Source organism: Streptomyces sp. NPDC012510 (assembly GCF_042955065.1).
Classification (GTDB): domain Bacteria; phylum Actinomycetota; class Actinomycetes; order Streptomycetales; family Streptomycetaceae; genus Streptomyces.
This window is the reverse complement of the sequence record NZ_JBIBEN010000011.1, coordinates 232116-253727: the sequence shown is the minus strand read 5'-3', so window position 1 is coordinate 253727 and position 21612 is coordinate 232116. Positions and strand designations below refer to the sequence as shown.

Genomic DNA, 21612 nt, shown 5'->3' with positions numbered 1-21612 from the left:
CACGTCTTCAGCCTCCTGAACCGGCGCGGTTGGCGCGGACGAGCAGCCACAGCAGGACGGGGGCGCCGAGCACACCGGTGACGACCCCGACCGGGAGTTCCGTGTCCGGTACGACCTTCCGGGCGGCGAGGTCGGACACGAGTACCATCACGGCGCCGGTGAGCCCGGCGGCGGCGGGCGGTGGGAACGGGGTGCCGGCCAGGCGCTGGGCGACCTGGGGCGCGGCGAGCGCCACGAAGGCGACCGGCCCGGCGGTGGCCGTACCGAACGCCACGAGTCCGACGGCGATGAGCAGGACGGCCACCCGGACGATCTGCACGCGGGTGCCGAGGCCTCGGGCGACGTCGTCCCCGAGTTGCAGGATCCGGAGCTGCCGGCCGAGCAGGATCGCCGTCGGCACCAGCACGGCCATGGTGACGACGAGTGGGCCGATCTGCTCCCACGTGCGGCCGTTGAGGTTGCCGACGAGCCAGCCGAGGGCTGCCTGCGCCTGGAAGCGCTGGCCCCGGGCCATGAGGTAGTCGGTGACGCTGGTGCAGATCCAGGCGATGCCGATGCCGACGAGGACGATGCGGTACCCGGTGGTGCCGCGCTTCCAGGCCAGTACGTACACCAGCAGCCCGGTGACGAGCGCGCCGAGCAGGCCCAGGGCCTGGGTGCTCAGGCCGGCGTCCCAGCCTAGGACGATCCCCGCGACGACCGCCGTGCCGGCGCCCTGGGTGATGCCCATCATGTCCGGGCTGGCCAGCGGGTTGAGCGTCACGGTCTGGAGCAGGGCCCCGGAGATGCCGAAGGCGATCCCCACGAGCAGGCCCGCCAAGGCACGCGGCAACCGCAGTTCGTGGACGATCAGCTCGGTGGCGGGATCCCCCGTGCCCACCAGGGCCTTCATCACATCGGTGAGCGGGAGTGCGATGTCCCCGACGGAGGTCTCGACGGCGAACGCCACGAACGCGGCGACCGCGAGCAGCACACAGACGGCCAGCAGCCGGGGCCGCAGCACACCGGAAACCGGCGGTGCCGGGAGCCGGAAGGCGATGCGGTGAGCCGTGCGGCGTTTCGGAGGCGGGTCCGCAGCGCCTCTCGGGGGCGGCACGGGCGCGAGGTCGGTCGTCATCGGCTCACTGCTCCACGGGTTCGGTCGTCGGGGCCGACGGTACGACGGGGGCGGTGGGGATGGGGGTGGGGGTCAGAGTGGGGGTGGAGCGCCACGCGATCCTCCACCCACGGCCCGACACACACGCCGCAGCACGCCACCCACGGCCCGACACGCACGCCCCAGCACGCCGCCCACGGCCCGTCACCCGTACGGCCCGTCGCCCGTACGCCTCGTCGCCCGTACGGCTCGTCGGCCACAGCCGCACGTGCGCCCCGTCGAGTCGTCATGGTTCACAGCTCCGCGAGGCGTCGGCGGCGGACGAGGGCGATGAAGAAGGGGCCGCCGATGAAGGCGACGAGGATGCCGGCCTGGACCTCGGTCGGGCGGGCGATCAGGCGGCCGGTGATGTCGGCGGCGAGCAGGAGGCAGGGGGCGAGGACGGCGGACAGCGGCAGCAGCCAACGGTGGTCGGGGCCGATCCCGGCCAGGGCGGCGAGGACGCGGGCGATGTGCGGGACGACCAGGCCGACGAAGACGACGGGCCCGATGACGGCGACCGCTCCCCCGGTGAGCAGGGTGATGGCCACGACGCCCTGCACGCGGACCAGCCCGAGCCTGAGCCCCAGCGACTTCGCCACGTCGTCGCCGAGCGCCAGCCTGTTGAGGGCCGGGGCGCAGGCGAGGGCGAGGACCGCGCCGACGGCCAGGAACGGCAGGACGCGCAGGAGGACCTGCTCGTCCTGGTTGGCGAGGGAGCCCGCGTTCCAGAAGCGGTAGCGGTTGAGGGCGTCCGGGTCGGTGAGGGCGATGGCGCTGGTCAGGGAGAACAGCAGGGAGGTCACGGCGACGCCGGCCAGGGCCAGTTTGACCGGGGTGGAGCCGGACCGGCCGAGCCCGCCGAGGAGGTACACCAGGACGCTGGCGACGAACGCGCCGCCGAAGGCGAACCAGATGTACCCGTACAGCGAGGAGATGCCCAGGACGCCGACCGACAGGACGACCGCGAAGGCCGCGCCCGCGCTGACGCCGAGGATGCCGGGGTCGGCGAGCGGATTGCGGGTCAGGGCCTGCATCAACGCGCCCGAGAGGCCGAGGGCGGCGCCGGTGGCGAGACCCAGGGCCGTGCGTGGCAGGCGTACGGACCAGATGACGTTGTCGATACGGGAGTCGGGGGCGTCGCCGAGCAGTGTGTGCCACACCTGGTCGAGGGGGACGCCGAGCGCGCCGAACGCCATCGACAGGGCGCACAGCGTGAGCAGGGCCGCGCCCGAGAGCGTCAGCAGCAGTACCGCGCGGGGGCCTTTCGCCGCCCGGACCGTCGAGGTCCCCACGTCTTCAACTTCCTTTGATGAGGCTTGCCTTAACTGTAGGGCGAGTGCGGGTTGAACTGTAGGTCTTCCGTGGATTGCCGTCCCGCCTCGCGGGTAACCCTCCATGAGCACCCTGTGAATTAGGTAACCCTTACCTTAGTATGTCGGCGACCCCGGCCCAGGGCCGGGACCCCGACCCGCTGGGGAGGCTCACTGCTGTGTGCGGTTCCGAGGAAGTCCTGGCCCATTGGCGGCGGTTGCTCACACCGCTTCCGCTGGAGATCTCACTGCCCGCCGATCGGCCCCACCCGCCGCAGCCGCTCCCCGAACGGGACACGCGCGTGCTGGCGGATGTCCCGGACGCCCCCGACGCCGTACGACTCGCGGCGTTCGTCGCCCTGCTGCACCGCTACACCGGGGCGACGGATCTGACCGTGGGCCATGACGGGCTCCCCCTGCGGGTGTCCGTCGAACACGAGCCCACCTTCGCCGAGTTGACGCGGCGGGTGTCGCAGGCCTGGGAGGAGGCGCAGACCCACCGGATACCGATCGGCCTGCTGGTCGAGGAGCTGCGGCCCCGGCCGACGCGTGGCGGCGGGCTGTTCTTCAACACGGCGTTCGCCACGGCCGACCGGCCCGCCGGTGAGCTGCCTGCCCCCGTGGATGTGCTGCTGGAGGTGGGCGGGGGCTCGGCGCGGGCGTCGTACCACCCCGGGCTCTTCGACGGCACGACGATCGAGCGGCTCCTCGGCCACTACCGGACCCTTCTCGCCGACGGCCTCGCCCGGCCGGAGACACCCGTGGCCCGTCTCGATCTGATGGGGCCCGAGGAGTACCGCCAGGTCGTCCTCGACTGGAACGACACCGCGCACTCGGTGCCGGCGGACACCTGGCCCGCGATGTTCGCCGGGCAGGTGCGGGAGCGACCGGACGCGGTGGCGCTGGTCTTCGAGGAGGAGGAACTCACCTACGCCGAACTGGACGAGCGCGCGAACCGCCTGGCCCACGCGCTGATCGCGCGGGGAGCCGGTCCCGAGCGGATCGTCGCCCTCGCGCTGCCGCGTTCCGCCGAGCTGATCGTGGCGGAGGTGGCCGTCATGAAGGCGGGTGCCGCGTATCTGCCGATCGACCACGACTATCCGGCGGACCGGATCGCCTACATGCTGGGCGACGCGCGACCCGTGTGCATGGTGACCACCGGGGAGACCGCGCGGGAACTCCCCGAGTCGGCCGACGGCATGACGCTCCTGGAGCTCGACTCCCCCGCCACGGCGGCCGAGTTGGCGGAGCGGCCGGTCCACGACCCCACCGAGGCGGATCGTGGGGCACCCCTCACCGTCCTCAACGCCGCTTACGTGATCTACACCTCCGGCTCGACCGGCCGGCCCAAGGGTGTCGTCCTCGCGCACTCCGGGGTGGCGAAGCTGGTGGCCACGCAGAGCGAGCGGTTCGGCATCGGCCCGCACAGCCGGGTCTTGCAGTTCGCCTCACCGAGCTTCGACGTCGCCTTCTGGGACCTGTGCCTCGGGCTGCTGTCCGGCGGCCGGCTCGTCGTCGTCCCGGCGGAGCGGCGGGTGCCCGGGGCACCCCTCGCCGACTACGCGAACGCCCACGGCGTCACCTTCATGATCCTGCCGCCCGCCCTGCTCGCCGCCATGCCGGACGACGTCGAACTCCCGACGGCCGCGACCCTGTTGGCCGGCACCGAACGCGTCTCCCCCGAGCTGGTGGGACGGTACGCGCGCGGGCGGATGATGTTCAACGCGTACGGCCCTACCGAGGCCACCACCAACTCCACGCTGGGGCTGTGCGATCCGGACATCCCGGCCGGGGCGATCGTCCCGATCGGCGTGCCCGACCCGGGGACCCGGGCGCATGTCCTCGACGCGTTCCTGCGGCCCGTCCCCGCCGGGGTCACCGGTGAGCTGTACCTGGGCGGGGCCGGCCTGGCGCGGGGCTATCTCGGACGTCCGGATCTGACCGCCGAGCGCTTCGTCGCCGATCCGTTCGGGGAGCCCGGCGAGCGGCTCTACCGCACCGGTGACCTGGTCCGCAGGCGCGCGGACGGGCGCCTGGAGTTTCTGGGCCGCGCCGACGCGCAGGTGAAGATCCGTGGCTTCCGTGTCGAACCCGGTGAGATCGAGTCGGTGCTGCGCGGCCATCCGGCCGTCGACCAGGTCACCGTCGTCGTCCGCGAGGACCGGCCGGGCGACCGGCGCCTCGCCGCCTATGTCGTCCCCGCTCTCGACGGGCCGCGCGAGGCCGACGCCGACACGCGGGTCGAGGAGTGGAAGGAACTGCACGAACTCCTCTACGGCGCCGCCGGGACCGAGGACGCGCGCGGACGGCACTCCGACGGTTCCGGCGTCCGCGAGAACTACGCGGGCTGGAACAGCATGTACGACGGCACTCCGATCCCCGTCGAGGAGATGCGCGAGTGGCGCGAGGCGACCGTCGAGCGCATCAGGGAACTCGGGCCGGTGCGGCGGGTGTTGGAGATCGGCGTCGGCAGCGGTCTGATCCTCTCCCGGATCGCGCCCGACTGCGAGGAGTACTGGGGCACCGATCTCTCGGCCCAGGCCGTCGCCGCGTTGCGTGCGCAGGTCGACACCGACCCCGAGCTGGCCGCCAAGGTCGAGCTGCGGGCGCGACCCGCCCACGACACCGACGGGCTGCCGGCCGGGCACTTCGACACGGTCGTCATCAACTCGGTCGCCCAGTACTTCCCGAGCGGGGAGTACCTGACCGACGTACTGCGCCGGGCGTCGGGGCTGTTGGCGCCCGGCGGGCGGATCTTCGTCGGGGACGTCCGCAATCTGCGGCTGCTGCGCACGCTGCGCGCGGCGGTGGAGGCCCGGCGTGCCACCGGTGACGAGAGCGAGGACAAGAGCGCGCTGCGGGCGGCCGTCGAGCGGTCCGTGCGCTGGGAGGGTGAACTCCTCCTGGACCCGGACTACTTCGCTGCGCTGGACGGCTTCGACGCCGATATCCGGATCAAGCGGGCCACGCACCACAACGAGCTGAGCCGTTACCGGTACGACGTGGTGCTGCGCCCCGGGGCTCCGGCAGCCGTTCAGAACCTGCCGGAGGTCGACTGGGCGGCGGTCGGCGGTCTCGACGGTCTGGCGGCGCTGCTGGCCGAACGGCCGGGCGGGCTGCGGGTGACCGGTGTGCCCAACGCACGGCTCACGGACGACCTGGCGGACCTGCGGCGGGCGGAGGGCAGCAGCCGGGAGGCGGCGCCCGGCACCGATCCGGAGGACGTGCACGCCCTGGCGGCGGAGCGCGGCTACCGGGCGGCTCTCACCTGGCACGCCGCCGCCGACGACGGGGCTTTCGACGCCGTGCTCGTCCCCGAGCGTGCCCTCGCTCACGCCGCCGGGGAGGGCCCCGCCGCCGGAGGCTGCCCCGACGCCGGGGACGGCCCCGACGGTGAGTTCGGTCCTCTCTACCGGACGGTCGGCGCCTACCCGCACGCCAACCGGCCCGCTCCCTTCCGTGACGTCGGCGCGCTCATGCGGACCCTGCGCGCGCATGCCGCCGAGTGGCTGCCGGACCACATGGTCCCGTCGGCGTTCGTCCCGCTGCACAGCCTGCCGGTCACCCCCAGCGGCAAGATCGACGCCAGGGCGCTTCCCGCCCCCGACTACGCGGCGATGAGCTCGGGCCGCGCGCCGCGCACTCCCCGCGAGAAGCTGCTGTGCTCGCTGTACGCCGAGGTGCTGGGGCTGGAGGCGGTGACGGCCGAGGACGACTTCCTCGCCCTCGGCGGTGACAGCATCAGCGCCATCCGACTCCTCATCCGCGCACGGGAGTCCGGCCTCAGGCTCACCACCCGTGACGTGTTCCGGCACCGTACGGCCGAGGCACTGGCCGAGGCCGCCGTCGAGCGCGTCGCCGAGCACACCGCCGACGCCCCTCTGCTGGAGGTCGACGAGGCCGAACTGGCCGAGATCCAGGGCACGCGCCCGCTGCAGGTCGAGGAACTGCTGCCGCTCACCCCGCTGCAGCAGGGTTTCTTCTTCCACGCGCTCACCGGCGGCGCCGACGGGGACACGTACGTCGTCCAGCAGGTCATCGACCTCGCCGGGCCGGTGGACGGTTCGGTGCTGCGTCGCGCCGCGCAACACCTGCTGGACCGGCACGCACCGCTGCGGGCCGCGTTCCGGCAGCGCCCGGACGGCACGCCCGTACAGATCATCACGCGGGAAGCGGAACTGCCGTGGCGCGAGGTCGATCTCGCGTCGCAGGACGGGCGGGTGCGGGAGGCGCTGGGCGACGCGGTGGCCGCCGACGAGCGGGCCCTGGGCTTCGACCTGGCCGCGCCGCCGCTGCTGCGCTGTGCCCTGATCCGGCTCGGCGCCGAGCGCAGCCGACTGGTGCTGACCTTCCACCACATCGTGGCCGACGGCTGGTCGTTGCCGGTACTGCACCGCGAACTCATGGCGTGCTACGGCACCGACACTCCGCCGCTGCCGGAAGTCGCCCCCTACCGGGGCTTCCTGCACCGACACGCCGGACAGGACCGGGACGCGGCCCGCGAGGCGTGGCGGGACGCGCTCGCCGGACTGGACGAACCCACCCGGTTGGTCGACGTCCCGGCCGACGGGTCTGCCGTACGGCCGGAGCACGTGCGGGTCGAGCTGTCCGAGGAGACCACCGCGCGGCTCGCCGAGCGGGCCCGTGAGCACGGGGTCACCCTCGGCACGGTGGTGCAGAGCGCCTGGGGTCTGCTGCTGGGCAGGCTGACCGGCCGGGACGACGTCGTGTTCGGCACGACGGTCTCGGGGCGTGACGGCGAGGTCGACGGCATCGCCTCGATGGTCGGCCTGTTCATCAACACCCTCCCGACCCGGTTCCGTTGGGCGCCCGGGGCATCCCTCGCCGCGCTGCTGGTCCGTCTCCAGGAGGAACAGGCCCGGCTGCTCGACCACCAGCACCTGGGTCTGGCCGAGATCCAGCGGCTCACCGGGCACGCCGGCTCCGGCGAACTCTTCGACACACTCGTGGTGTTCGAGAACTACCCCGCCGAGACGGACCTCGAGGACGCCACGGGCGCCGTACGGATCACGGGCGACGCCTTCCACGACGCCGTGCACTATCCCCTCGCCCTCGTCGTCAAGCCCGGCCGGCGGCTCGACCTGCGGCTCAAGCACCACGCGGAACGCCTCGACGGCGACACCGTCCGGGCCCTGGGCGACCGGCTGGTCCGCGTCCTGGAAGCCGTCGCCGAGGCACCGGACCGCACGGCCGCCTCGATCGAACTGCTCTCCCCCGACGAGGCACTGGACGCCCACCCCACCGGCGAGGAGCGTCTCGTGCCGGAGACGACCCTGGCCGAGGCCTTCGCCGCGCAGGTGGCCCGTACGCCGGACGCGACGGCCGTCGTGTTCGAGGGCGAGCGGCTGAGCTATGCGGAACTGGACGGGCGGGCCGAGGCGTTGGCCGCTCGGCTGCGGGGACGTGACGCCGGGCCGGGGACGTTCGTGGCGGTCGCCGTGCCCCGCTCGGCGGAACTGATGGTGGCGCTGCTGGGCGTACTGAAGTCCGGAGCCGCCTATCTGCCGGTGGACCTGGACTACCCCGCCGACCGGGTGGCCCATATGCTCACCGACTCGGGCGCCACGACGGTGGTCACACTGTCCGCGACGGCCGACCGGGTGCCCGAGCCGTCCCGGTCGCCCGAGCGGCACGTTCCTTCAGTGCTGCTGCTCGACGTGCCCGACGACCAGCCCTCCCGGACGGCCGGGGCGACCGAGGCACCGGCGACAGCACAACTGCCCGTCGCCGCACGGCCCGACGACCCCGCCTATCTGATCTACACCTCCGGCTCGACCGGCCTCCCCAAGGGCGTCGTCGTCACCCACCGCGCCATCGTGAACCGGCTCGTGTGGATGCAGGGCGAGTACGGGCTGGGCGCGGACGACCGCGTGCTGCAGAAGACACCGTCCAGCTTCGACGTGTCGGTGTGGGAGTTCTTCTGGCCGCTCCTGGAGGGCGCGGCCGTGGTGCTCGCGCGGCCGGACGGTCACCGCGACCCCGCCCACCTCGCGGAACTCGTCCGCGAGCAGGCCGTCACGACCATGCACTTCGTGCCGTCGATGCTGGAGGCCTTCCTCCAGCACGACGAGGTCACCGGCGACCCCACCTGGTCCGCCTCCCTGCGCCGGGTACTGAGCAGCGGCGAGGCGCTCCCGGTCACCGCAGCGAGCCGCTGGCACGCGCTGACGGGCGTGCCACTGCACAACCTGTACGGCCCGACCGAGGCCGCCGTGGACGTCACGTACCACGCGTACACCTCCGAGACGGACCGTGGCGCGTCCGTGCCGATCGGGCGTCCCGTGTGGAACACCGGCCTGCGCGTCCTGGACACCTGCCTGCGGCCCGTGCCCGAGGGCGTCCCCGGAGAGCTGTACCTGACCGGTGTGCAGCTTGCCCGTGGTTATCACGCCCGTCCGGCGCTGACGTCGGAGCGGTTCACCGCGGACCCGTACGGGCCGCCCGGCAGCCGTATGTACCGCACCGGTGACCTCGTCCGGCGCCGCGCGGACGGGACGGTCGAGTACCTGGCCCGCACGGACCGGCAGGTCAAGCTGCGCGGCAACCGGATCGAACTCGGCGAGATCGAGGCCGAGCTCGTCCGTCTGCCCGAGGTCGCCCAGGCCGCCGTGACGGTACGGGACGAGGCGCTGGTCGCCTATGTGGTGCCCGTGGGCGGCGCCGGGGTCACGGACCTTCGCGACGCCCTGGCCGGCTCCCTGCCCTCCCCCATGGTCCCCGGCGCCTGGGTGGTCCTCGACGCGCTGCCGCTCACCCCCAGCGGCAAGCTGGACCGGGCAGCGCTGCCCGCCCCGCGGGCCGTACGGGCCACCGTCACCCGCGCCCCCGGCAGCCCCCGGGAGCAGGTGCTCACCGAGATCTTCGCGGCGGTGCTGAAGCTGCCGGAGGTCGGTGTCGAGGACGACTTCTTCCTGCTCGGCGGCGACAGCATCAGCTCGATCGCCCTCTGCAGCCGGGCCCGCCGCGCGGGTCTGGTCATCGGTCCGCGCGACGTGTTCGCGCACCGCACCCCGGCCGCGCTCGCGGCGACGGCCGGTGTCGAGGAGACCACGACCGGGTCCGCGCCCGCCGGTTCCGCGTTCACGCCGACCGAGGAGGAGCGGGAGCGGGTCGAGCGGCTGGCGCCGGGCCCGATCGAGGAGGTGTGGCCCCTCGCCCCGCTCCAGGAGGGCTTGTTCTTCCACTCGAACTTCGACGACAGCTCGCTCGACGTCTACACGGTCCACGAGTCCTTCGACTTCGCCGGACGCGTGGACGCCGAGCGGCTGTCTGCGGCCGTGCGCACGCTGCTGGCCCGCAATCCGAGCCTGCGTGCCGGGTTCACCAGCGAGGGGCTGCGCCGGCCGGTGCAGTTCATCGTGCGGGACGCCGAGATCCCGCTGACGGAGGTGGACCTGGCGGGGCTTCCGGCGGCCGAGCAGGACCGGCGGATGCGGGAGTTGCTGGAGGAGTCGCGGTCGCGGCGCTTCGATCTCACCCGGCCGCTGCTCTTCCGGATGCTGCTCGTGCGACTCGGGGACGAGCGTGGCGACCGGCTGATCGTCGGCCGCCATCTGATCCTGTGGGACGGCTGGTCCGCGTGGCTCTTCCTGGACCAGTTGTTCGCCCTGTACGAGAACGGCGGCGATCCGGAGGGTCTCGCGCGTCCCGGCTCCTACCGCGACTATCTGACCTGGCTGGAGCGGCAGGACGACACCGAGGCGACCCGGGCGTGGCGCGCCGCCCTGTCCGGTTTCGAGGAGCCGACGCTTCTCGTGCCCACCGCCTCCGACCGGGGCCGGGAGCCGGTGATCCCGGAACACCTGGACGCCGTGCTCGACGCGGCGGTCGCCGAGCGGCTGCGGGACACCGCCCGGGGCCACGGTCTGACCCTCAACACCGTGCTCAACGCGGCCTGGGGTCTGGTGCTGGCCGGCGCGACGGGGCGCACGGACGTCGCGTTCGGCACGACGGTCGCCGGACGGCCGAGCGAGGTGCCGGACGTCGAGAACGTCATCGGCATGTTCCTCAACACCGTGCCCGCGCGGATCGCCTTCGATCCACGTGAGCCGGTCGTCGATCTGCTGCGACGGATCCAGGGCGAGCGGCTGGAGGTCATGCCGTACGAGTACCTGGGGCTGGGTGTGCTGCAGGCCGAGTCGGGTCACCGGCGGCTGTTCGACACACTGTTCGTGCTGCGCAACGCCGACACCGACGAGCGGCTCGCCGAGCTGCGCGAGCGGCACGGCGCGACGGCCGTGGCCAACGTGGACGCCACGCACTACCCGGCGAACCTGGTGGTCACGCCCGGCGAGCGGGTCCGGGTGACGCTCGCCTACCGTCCCGACCTGCTGGAAGACGCGTACGCTCAGCGCCTGTTGGACCGGTTCGTGCTGCTGGTGGACCGGCTGGTGGCCGACCCGTCCGCGCCCGTCGGGTCACTCGACCCCCGGTTGCCCGCCGAGGTGGTCGCCCTCGCCCGTGAGGAGGCCGAGCAGCGGCAACCCGTGCCGCACGAGACGGTGGCGGACATGCTGGCCGCGCAGGCCGCCCGTACACCGGACGCGACCGCCCTCGTCTTCGGCGCACAGACCCTCACGTACGCCGAATTGCACGAGCGGTGCGACCGCTTGGCGCGGCTGCTGATCGCGCGAGGTGCCGGACCCGAGAAGGTCGTCGCCCTCGGGCTGCCCCGGTCCATCGACATGGTGGTGGCGCTGTTCGCGGTGCTGCGCACCGGCTCGGCGTATCTGCCGTTGGAGCTGGACCACCCGGCCGAGCGGCTGTCACTGATGCTGGCGGACGCCCGCCCGCTGCTTCTGCTCTCCACGGACAGCGTGTCGCGGACGCTGACCGGCGACACGCCGCGCGTGCTGCTGGACGACCCGGAGGTGGTGGCCGAGTTGGCGGGCTTCCCGGCCGGCCCGGTGTCCGTGTCCTTCAGCCTGGACCATCCGGCGTACGTGATCTACACCTCCGGCTCCACGGGCCGCCCCAAGGGTGTCGTCACCCCGTATGTCGGGCTGACGAACATGCAGCTCAACCACCAGAAGGAGATCTTCGCCCCGGCGATCGCGTCGGCGGGCGGGCGGCGGCTGCGGATCGCGCACACCGTGTCGTTCGCGTTCGACATGTCCTGGGAGGAGCTGCTGTGGCTCGTCGAGGGACATGAGGTCCATGTCTGCGACGAGGAGTTGCGGCGGGACGCGACGGCCCTGGTGGCGTACTGCGAGGAGCATCGCGTCGACGTGGTGAACGTGACGCCGACGTACGCCCATCTCCTCATCGAGGAGGGCCTGTTGGAGGGGCACCGGCCGCCGCTGGTGCTGCTCGGCGGGGAGGCCGTCACCGAGACGGTGTGGAACACGCTGCGGGACACGGAGGGGACGTACGGCTACAACCTGTACGGCCCGACCGAGTACACGATCAACACGCTCGGCGGCGGTACGGAGGACAGTGCGACGCCGACCGTGGGGCGCCCGATCCGGGCGACCCGGGCGCGGATCCTCGACACCTGGATGCGGCCGGTGCCGGACGGGGTGGCGGGCGAGCTGTACATCGCGGGTGTCGGTCTGGCGCGCGGTTATCTCGACCGGCCCGGTCTGACCGCCGAGCGGTTCGTGGCGGACCCGTACGGGCGGCCGGGCGAGCGTATGTACCGCACCGGTGACCTGGTACGACGGCGTCCGGACGGCAATCTGGACTTCCTCGGCCGTACCGACGACCAGGTCAAGATCCGGGGTTACCGGGTGGAGCTGGGCGAGATCGAGACCGCGCTCGCGCAGCACCCCGAGGTGTCCCAGGCCGCCGTGATCGCCCGTGACGACACCTCCGCGCCCGGCACCAAGCGGCTGGTCGGGTACGTCGTACCGGCCGAACCCGACGAGGCCGCGCGAGAGTCGGCCGAGCGGGAGCAGATCGGCGAATGGCGGGAGATCTACTCCGCCGAGTACACCGAGATCGGCACGGCCCTGTTCACCGAGGACTTCGCCGGCTGGGACAGTTCCTACGACGGGGAGCCGATTCCGCTGGAGCACATGCGGGAGTGGCGCGAGGCGACCGTCGAGCGCGTCCGCGAGCTGCGGCCTCGTCGCATTCTGGAGATCGGCGTCGGCTCCGGTCTGCTGCTGTCGCGTCTGGCCCCGGCCGCCGAGGCGTACTGGGCCACCGACTTCGCGGAGCCCGTGGTCCTCAAGCTGGCTGCGGAGATCGAGGCCGATCCGGAGCTGGCGCGGAAGGTCGAGCTGCGCTGCCTGCCGGCCGAGGTGACCGACGGGCTGCCGACCGGGTTCTTCGATACGGTCGTGATCAACTCCGTGGTCCAGTACTTCCCGAGCCTGGACCATCTGCGCAAGGTGATCCGGGGCGCGATGGGGCTGCTGGCACCGGGCGGCGCGCTGTTCCTCGGCGATGTACGCGATCTGCGGCAGGCCCGGGTCTTCCAGACGGGCATCCAGCTCGCCCGCGCGGGTACCGGCGCGGACCCCGAGGGCCTGAGCCGGGCCGTGGACCGGGGCCTCGCCCTGGAGAAGGAACTGCTCGTCGACCCCGACTGGTTCACGACCCTCGGTGTGGGCGTGGAGGTGCGCACCAAGGCGGGACGGCACCGGAACGAGCTGACGCGGTACCGGTACGACGTGGTCCTGTACCAGGAGTCGACGGCGTACGACGCGCTGCGGCTGGGTGGCGCCCCGGTGCACGAGTGGTCCGGCCCGGGCGCGCTGCTCGCCCGTCTCGACGGACGGGAGCTGCTGCGGGTGCGGCGGATTCCGGACGCGCGGACGGCGGACGATCTCGGCGCGATGCGGGCGATGGACGCCGGCCGGATGCCGGCAGGCGTCCAGGCGGGTGTGGAGCCGGAGGATCTGCGCGCGCTGGGCGCGGCCCACGGCTACGGCGTTCTGACCACCTGGTCCGACGAGCCGGGGTTCTTCGACGCGGTCCTCGTCCGGGGCGCGGCCGCACCGCGCACGGTGGACCTGTACCTGCCGCGTCCGGACCGTGGTGGCGCCCCGTACGCGAACACCCCGACGGCCACGCGCGGCAACGGGGCCCTGGTGCGGCGGCTGCGCGAGGACCTGGGGCAGCGGCTGCCGGGGTACATGGTCCCGGCCGCCTTCGTGGTGCTGCCCCGGCTGCCGATGAACGACAACGGCAAGCTCGACGTCCGGGCGCTCCCGGACGCCGAGCCCGCGGTGGCCCTGTCGGAGGGCCGTGGCCCGGCGAACGCCGTCGAGGAGGTGCTGTGCCGGCTCTTCGCCGAGGTGCTGGGCCTGCCTGGGACCGGCGCGGAGGACAACTTCTTCGACCTGGGCGGTCATTCGCTGCTCGCGACGCGGTTGATCAGCCGGGCCCGTACGGAACTGGGCGCGGAGCTGGCGATCCGTGACCTGTTCGAAGCGCCCACCCCCGAGACGCTGGCCCTGCGGGCGGAGGCGGGACGACCCGCCCGGCCCGTTCTGCGGCCGGTGTCCGAGCGGCCCGCGCGCGTTCCGCTGTCGGCGGCCCAGCGAAGGCTGTGGCTGGTGGAGCGGATCACCGGTGGCGGTGTGGCCTACAACTTCCCGCTCGTTGTCCGGCTCCGCGGTGAGCTGGACCTCGACGCGCTCCGGGCCGCCGTGTCGGACGTGACGGATCGGCACGAGTCCTTGCGTACACGGTTCTCGGAGGAGGACGGCGAGCCCTACCAGTGGATCGTGCCGCCGGGGACGGCCGCGCCGGCGTTCCGGGTCGACGATGTCACCGAGGACGGGCTGGCCGCGCGGATCGAGGAGGCTCAGCGACGTCCGTTCGACCTCGGCGCCGAACTGCCCGTACGGGTGGAGGTGTTCAGGATCGGACCCGGCGACCACGTGGTGGCGCTGGTGCTGCACCACATCACCACCGACGAGTGGTCGGACCGGCCGTTCCTCGGCGATCTCACCACCGCCTACCGTGCCCGGACCGAGGGCCGCGCACCGCAGTGGGCGCCGTTGCCGGTGCAGTACGCCGACTACGCTCTGTGGCAGGAGACGCTGCTCGGGCAGGTCGGCGAAGCCCAGCTCGGGTACTGGACCGAGACGCTGCGGGAGCTTCCGGAGGAGCTGTCCCTGCCCCTGGACCGGCCCCGGCCGGAAGAGCCCACGGGGCGTGGCGGCAAGGTGCGTCTGGGCCTCTCCCCCGCCACCGGACGTGCGCTGCGGGAACTGTCCGGCGCCACCAACACCAGTATGTTCATGCTGTTGCAGGCGGCCACGGCGACGCTGCTGCACCGGCTCGGCGCCGGGGACGACATTCCGCTGGGCGCGCCGATCGCGGGGCGTACCGACGACGCGCTGGACGATCTGGTCGGCTTCTTCGTGAACACGCTCGTGCTGCGCACCGACCTGTCGGGCGGCGCGTCCGACCTGACGTTCACCCGACTCCTCGGGCGTGTCCGGGAGTCGGCCCTGGCGGCGTTCGAGAACCAGGACCTGCCCTTCGACCATGTCGTCGAGGCCGTGAATCCCCCCAGGGTGGCCGGCCGCAATCCGCTCTTCCAGGTCATGCTCGGCTACCACTACCGGCCCGACGGCGACCCGGACGTGCTCGGCTTGGAGACCGAGTGGTTCGACATGGACACGGGGATGGCCAAGTTCGATCTCCACTTCACCTTCGTGGACGAGGTCGGCCGGGATCGCCTGACCCTGCTGTTGGAGTACGCGGTCGACCTGTGCGACGAGGCGACGGCCCGGCGACTGGCGGGGCGGCTGGTGAGGCTGCTGGAGCGGGTGGCCGCCGAACCGGGCGTCCGGGTGCGGGATCTGGACGTACTGGAGGAGGACGAGCGCGAGTCGGTGCTCGTCCGGTGGAACGACACCGGCCACGACGTACCGGCCACCACCCTGCCGGAGCTGTTCCGTGCGCAGGTGGCACGGACACCGGACGCCCTCGCTCTCGTCGACGGCGAACAGCGGCTGACGTACACCGAGTTGGACGCGCGGGTCGAGAGGACGGCGCGGGTGCTGGCCGGGATGGGCGTGGGCCCGGAGCGCACGGTGGCGGTGGCGTTGCCGCGCTCGGTGGACCTGGTCGTCGCCCTGCTGGCGGTGCACCGGGCCGGTGGCGCCTATCTGCCGCTGGACACCGATCAGCCACGGGAGCGGCGGGCGCTCATGCTGGAGGAGGCGCGGCCCGTGTGTGTCGTGGAGGACGCTCTGCCGCAGGGCCCCGAGGGTGAACTTCCCGCTGTCCACGACCCGTCGAGCCCGGCCTATGTGATCTACACCTCCGGCTCGACCGGCCGCCCCAAGGGTGTCGTCGTACCGCACGAGGGCATCGTGAACCGGCTGCTGTGGATGCAGGACACGTACGGCCTCGCCCCCGACGACCGGGTGCTGCAGAAGACCCCGTCCGGTTTCGACGTGTCGGTGTGGGAGTTCTTCTGGCCGCTGATCACCGGCGCCGCGCTGGTGGTCGCCCGGCCGGAGGGGCACAGGAATCCGGCGTACCTGGCGGAGCTGATCCGTGAACAGGGCGTGACGACGGCGCACTTCGTGCCGTCGATGCTCCAGGTGTTCCTGGAGGAGCCGACCGCCGCGCGGTGCGCGGGTCTGCGGCGGGTGCTGTGCAGTGGAGAGGCACTGCCCCTGCCGGTGGCGGAGCGGTTCCACGAGGTGCTGTCGCCCGAGCTGCACAATCTGTACGGGCCGACGGAGGCCTCGGTCGACGTCACCGCCGGTCAGGTGGTTCCGGGTGCCGACCGGGTGGTGATCGGGCGTCCCGTGTGGAACACCCGGGCGTACGTCCTCGACGCGACGCTGCGGCCGGTGCCCCCGGGCGTGGCGGGTGAGCTGTATCTGGCGGGCGTCCAGCTCGCCCGTGGCTATCTCGACCGGCCGGGCCTCACGGCGGAGCGGTTCGTCGCGGACCCGTACGGCGCAAGGGGCGCCCGGATGTACCGCACGGGTGACCTCGCCCGATGGCGGCCGGACGGCACGCTCGACTTTCTCGGCCGCACCGACCACCAGGTCAAGATCCGCGGTGTGCGCGTCGAGCCCGGTGAGATCGAGGCCGTGCTCGTCCGGCACGAGTCGGTGGCCCACGCGGTCGTCGTCCCGCACGAGCAGCGGCTCGTCGCCTACGTGGTCGCCGCCACCGGGCAGGTCACCGGCCCGGCGGTGCTGCGTGCCCACAGCACGGCCTTCCTGCCCGAGCACATGGTCCCCACGGCCGTCGTCGTCCTCGACGCGCTTCCGCTGACACCCAACGGCAAGCTTGACCGCGGTGCCCTGCCCGCACCCGACTTCGCGGCGGGCGGCGGCACCGGCGGTCGGGGGCGTGATCCCCGTGAGGAGATCCTCTGCGGTCTGTTCGCGGAGGTGCTGGGAGTGGACCGTGTCGGCGTCGACGACGACTTCTTCGTCCTGGGCGGCCACTCGCTGCTGGCCATGCGGCTGGTGGCCGGGGTCCGGGCCGCGTTCGGCATCGAGGTGTCGCTGCGTACGGTGTTCGACGCGCCGACGGTGTCCCGGCTCGCCCGGCGGTTGGCGGGCGGGTCCGCGGCCGGTGTCCTGCAACGGCCGGCCCTCGCGGTGCGGAATCGTCCCGGGCGGCTGCCGCTGTCGTCCGCGCAACAGCGCCTGTGGGTGCTGTACCAGGTGGAGGGCCCGAGTGCGACGTACAACATCCCCTCGGCGTGGCGGCTGACCGGTGAGCTGGACGTCGAGGCGCTGCGGGCTGCCGTGCATGATCTGGTCGTCCGGCACGAGTCGTTGCGCACCGTCTTCCCCGACGAGGAGGGCCGGGCCTTCCAGCGGGTGCTGGACGCGGCCGAGGTCCGCGTGCCGTTCGAGGTGGCGGACACGGATGCGGGACAGCTCGCCGAGCGATTGACCCGGGCGTGCGCGTACGGCTTCGAGCTGCACCGTGAACCGCCGTTGCGGGTGCATGTGTTCCGCACGGGTGGACGGGAGTGGACGTTGCTGCTCCTGCTGCACCACATCGCCGGTGACGAGTGGTCGCAGGGCCCGCTGCACCGGGATCTGGCGGTCGCCTACGCGGCCCGTACGGCGGGGCGGGCGCCCGCGTGGGAGCCGCTGCCCGTCCAGTACGCCGACTACACCCTGTGGCAGCGGGATGTCCTCGGCGACGAGAAGGATCCGCAGAGCCTGGCGGCACGTCAGATCGTTTACTGGCGGGAGGCGTTGGACGGTCTGCCTGAGGAGCTGGCCCTGCCCGTCGACCGGCCGCGTCCGCTGGAGTCGACCTACCGGGGCGGGGCGGCCGATCTGTCGCTCGACGTCGAACTGGCGGGCGGTCTGCACCGATTGGCTCGCGCGAGCGGCGTCAGTGTGTTCATGGTGATGCAGGCCGCCGTGGCGACCCTGCTCAGCCGACTGGGCGCCGGGCACGACATCCCGATCGGCAGCCCGATCTCCGGGCGGACCGACGCGGCCCTGGAGGACATGGTCGGGTTCTTCCTCAACACGCTGGTGCTGCGAACGGACACCTCCGGTGAGCCGACGTTCCGGGAACTGCTCGCCCGGGTGCGGGAGACCGATCTGGCCGCCTTCGACCACCAGGAGGTGCCGTTCGAGAGGCTGGTGGAGGTGCTCAACCCGGCCCGGTCGCTGGCCCGCCACCCGCTGTTCCAGGTGATGGTCGTGTATCTGGCGGCCGGCGGCGAGGACACCGGGCTGCCGGGCCTACGGGCCCACCGGACCGACGTCGCGGGCACCACCGCCAAGTTCGACCTGTCCTTCGACTTCGTGGAGCGGGGCGACGGAGGCGTCGACGGCGTGTTGGAGTACAGCGCCGATCTGTTCGACCACGCGACCGCGCAGTCCTTCGCGGAACGGCTGCGGCGGGTCCTGCGGGCCGTGGTGGCCGACCCGGACCTGGTGATCGGACGCGTCGACATCCTCGACGCGGAGGAACGGCGGCAGCTGACGGACGGCTGGCGGAGCCGGCCGCTCATCGCCCCGCCGACCACCGTGGCCGCGCTCTTCGAGGAGCGCGTGCGACTGCACCCCGAGCTGCCCGCCGTCGCCTCCGACGGCGTCGAGCTGACCTTCGCCGAGCTGAACGCCGAGGCCAACCGCCTGGCCCGGCTCCTGGTCGAACTCGGCGCCGGCCCCGAGCGGTTCGTGGCCCTCGCTCTGCCCCGCACCGCACGGTTCCTGGCGGCGGTGCTGGCCGTGCACAAGGCGGGCGCCGCCTATGTGCCGCTCGACCCCGACGCCCCCGTGGAGCGCACGGCGAACGTCCTGGACGACGCCCGGCCGGTGCTGACGCTGACCACCCGGGAGCTGCTGCCGGCCCTTCCGCCGGACGCCGAGCGCTTGGTGCTCGACGATCCCGCCACCGCCGGCCGGATCGCCGCCCGGGAGGCCACGGATCTCACCGACACCGACCGGACCAACCCCCTGACGCCCCGCCACCCGGCATACGTCATCCACACCTCCGGTTCCACCGGCCGCCCCAAGGGGGTGGTGATCACCCACGAGACCCTCGGCAACCTCTTCCACAGCCACCGCGAGACGCTCTACGCACCGGCGATCGAGGCGACGGGGCGGCGGCATCTGCGGGCGGGGCACGCCTGGTCGTTCTTCTTCGACGCGTCCTGGCAGCCCCAGTTGTGGCTGTTGGACGGGCACTGTGTGCACATCGTGTCGGAGGAGGTGCGGCGTGATCCCGAACTGCTCGCCGCGGCCGTGGTCGAGCACGGCTTCGACTTCCTTGAGGTCACCCCCTCGTTCTTCGCGCAGATGGCCGAGAGCGGTCTGCTGCGTGGCGACGACTGCCCGCTCGCCGTGGTCGGCGTGGGCGGCGAGGCCGTCCCGCTCGCGCTGTGGCGGCGGCTGGCCGCGCTGCGCGACACCGAGGCGTTCAACCTGTACGGGCCGACCGAGTCGACCGTGGACGCCCTGGTGGGACGGGTCGGGGACAGCGAACGCCCGCTCGTGGGACGTCCGGTGGCCGGCACCCGGGCATACGTCCTCGACGGTTTCCTGCAGCCCGTACCGCCCGGTGTCACCGGTGAGCTGTATCTGGCGGGTGGCGGTCTGGCCCGTGGCTATCTGGGCGCCCCCGGGCTGACGGCCGAGCGGTTCGTGGCCGACCCGTTCGGGGACCCCGGCTCCCGGCTGTACCGGACCGGCGACCTGGCCCGATGGACGGCCGACGGCAGGCTGGACTACCTCGGCCGGGCCGACGACCAGGTGAAGATCCGTGGCTTCCGTATCGAACCGGCAGAGATCGAGTCCGCGCTGACAGCTCATCCGGCAGTCGGACAGGCCCTGGTGACGGTGTTTCAGGAGGGTGCGCGCAAGCTGCTGGTCGCCCATGTGATCCCGTCGTCCGCGGGTACCGTGCCCGACCCGGCCGCTCTGCGCGCCCACGTCGCCGCCCGGCTCCCCGACCACATGGTCCCCGCGGCCGTCGTGGCCCTCGACCGGTTCCCGGAGCTGGCCAACGGCAAGCTGGACCGGGCCACGCTGCCCGCGCCCGACTTCTCGGCGCTGTCCTCCGGCCGCGCACCCGCCACGCCGGTGGAGCGGACGCTGTGCGCGGTCTTCGCCGACGTTCTGGGGCTCGAAACGGTCGGTGTGGACGACGACTTCTTCACCCTCGGCGGTGACAGCATCGTCGCGATGCAACTGGTCGGCCGGGCACGCGCGGCGGGCGTGCGCATCACTCCCCGGCTGGTGTTCCGCCATCGCACGGTGGCGGCGCTGGGCACGGTCGCCGAGACGCTCGACGCGGCGGCACGCCTCCCCGAGGACGACGGCACCGGCGTCGTGCCGCTCACCCCGGTCATGCACTGGCTGCGCGAACTGGGCGGCCCGTTCGCCTCGTACCACCAGTCGGCGCTCGTCCGCACCCCCGCCGCACTGGACCTGCCCGGTCTGACCGCCGTGCTCCAGGCCCTCGCCGACCGGCACGACCTGCTGCGGGCGACCCTGGTACGGCCGTCGCCCGACGCCGGCGACGACTGGTCACTGCACGTCCCGGCGGTCGGGGCGGTCGACGCCGCCGGGTGGATCGACCGGGTGGACGTGGCCGGTCTGGACGCCGTGGCTCTCGGCGAGGTGGTGGCGGAACGGGCGCGTGCCGCCCGGGGGCTGCTCGATCCGGACGCCGGGGTGATGGTCAGGGCCGTGTGGTTCGACGCGGGCGACGCGCCCGGCCGACTGCTGCTGATGGCCCACCACCTGGTGGTGGACGGCGTGTCGTGGCGCGTGCTGCTGCCGGACCTGGCCGCCGCCTGGCAGGACGTCTCCGCCGGACGGCCGGTGCGGCTCGACCCGGTCGGGGCCTCGTTCGCGAGCTGGTCGCGGCTGCTCGCCGAGCTGGCGCGGGATCCGTCCCGCGAGGCCGAACTCCCGCTCTGGGCAAACGTTCTGGAGGGCGGCTCCGAGCCCTTCCCGCTGCTCCGGGAGCCCGATCCGGACCGTGACACCACCGCCACCCGGCGTGAAGTGGTGCTCCGGATGCCCGCCGAGCACACCGGGCCGCTGCTGTCGGCCGTGCCGGCCGCGTTCGGGGCCGCCGTCAACGACGTGCTGCTCGCCGGGCTCGGCCTGGCCTTCGCCGACCGGCGGCGCGGGGACGGCGGTTCGGACACCTCGGTCCTGGTCGATCTCGAAGGCCACGGCCGTGAGGAGGAGCTGGGCGGCGACGGGATCGACCTGTCCCGTACGGTCGGCTGGTTCACCAGCGTCCACCCGGTACGGCTCGACCCCGGCCCCGTCGACACGGCCGAGGCCTTCGCGGGCGGCCCGGCCGCCGAGCAAGCCGTACGACGGGTGCGCGAGCATCTGGCGTCGCTGCCCGCGAACGGCGTCGGGTACGGTCTGCTGCGCCACCTCGCCCCCCGTGCGCGCGAGGTGCTGTCGGCCCATGAGCCGCCTCGTGTGGAGTTCAACTACCTGGGCCGGTTCGGCATCCCGGAGGAGACGGACTGGTCGTACGCGCCGGAGGAGGACGCGGCGGACATCGGACCGGAGGGTTCGATGCGGGAAGGTCACGCGCTGGAGATCAACGTGGTGACGGAGGACCGTGCGGACGGGCCGGTGCTGGCCGCGCACTGGTCGTATCTGGAAGGGCTGGTGCCGCGCGAGACGGTCCAGGATCTCGCCGAGACCTGGTTCCGGGCCCTGCGCGGGCTGGTCGCGTGGGCGGAACGAAACCCCGAGTGAGGAA

The 21612-nt window shown here is 72.9% G+C and carries 3 protein-coding genes; 1 reads left to right on the top strand and 2 read right to left on the bottom strand.

The window, feature by feature from the left end; translation table 11 throughout:
* Positions 1 to 7: 7 nt before the first annotated feature.
* Entirely contained in the window at positions 8 to 1117 is a 1110-nt protein-coding gene (locus ACFY9I_RS22100; protein WP_391004106.1) for an iron chelate uptake ABC transporter family permease subunit, read from the bottom strand.
* A 272-nt stretch (positions 1118 to 1389) separates the two neighbouring features.
* A complete protein-coding gene (locus ACFY9I_RS22095) occupies positions 1390 to 2430 on the bottom strand; it encodes an iron chelate uptake ABC transporter family permease subunit (RefSeq protein ID WP_391004104.1) in 1041 nt (346 codons plus the stop codon).
* A gap of 197 nt (positions 2431 to 2627) precedes the next feature.
* Here ACFY9I_RS22095 and ACFY9I_RS22090 point away from each other — a divergent pair, with 197 nt between their 5' ends.
* On the top strand, positions 2628 to 21608 hold the full coding sequence (locus ACFY9I_RS22090) for an amino acid adenylation domain-containing protein (RefSeq protein WP_391004265.1): 18981 nt from the start codon (positions 2628 to 2630) through the stop codon (positions 21606 to 21608).
* The last annotated feature ends 4 nt before the right edge of the window (positions 21609 to 21612 follow it).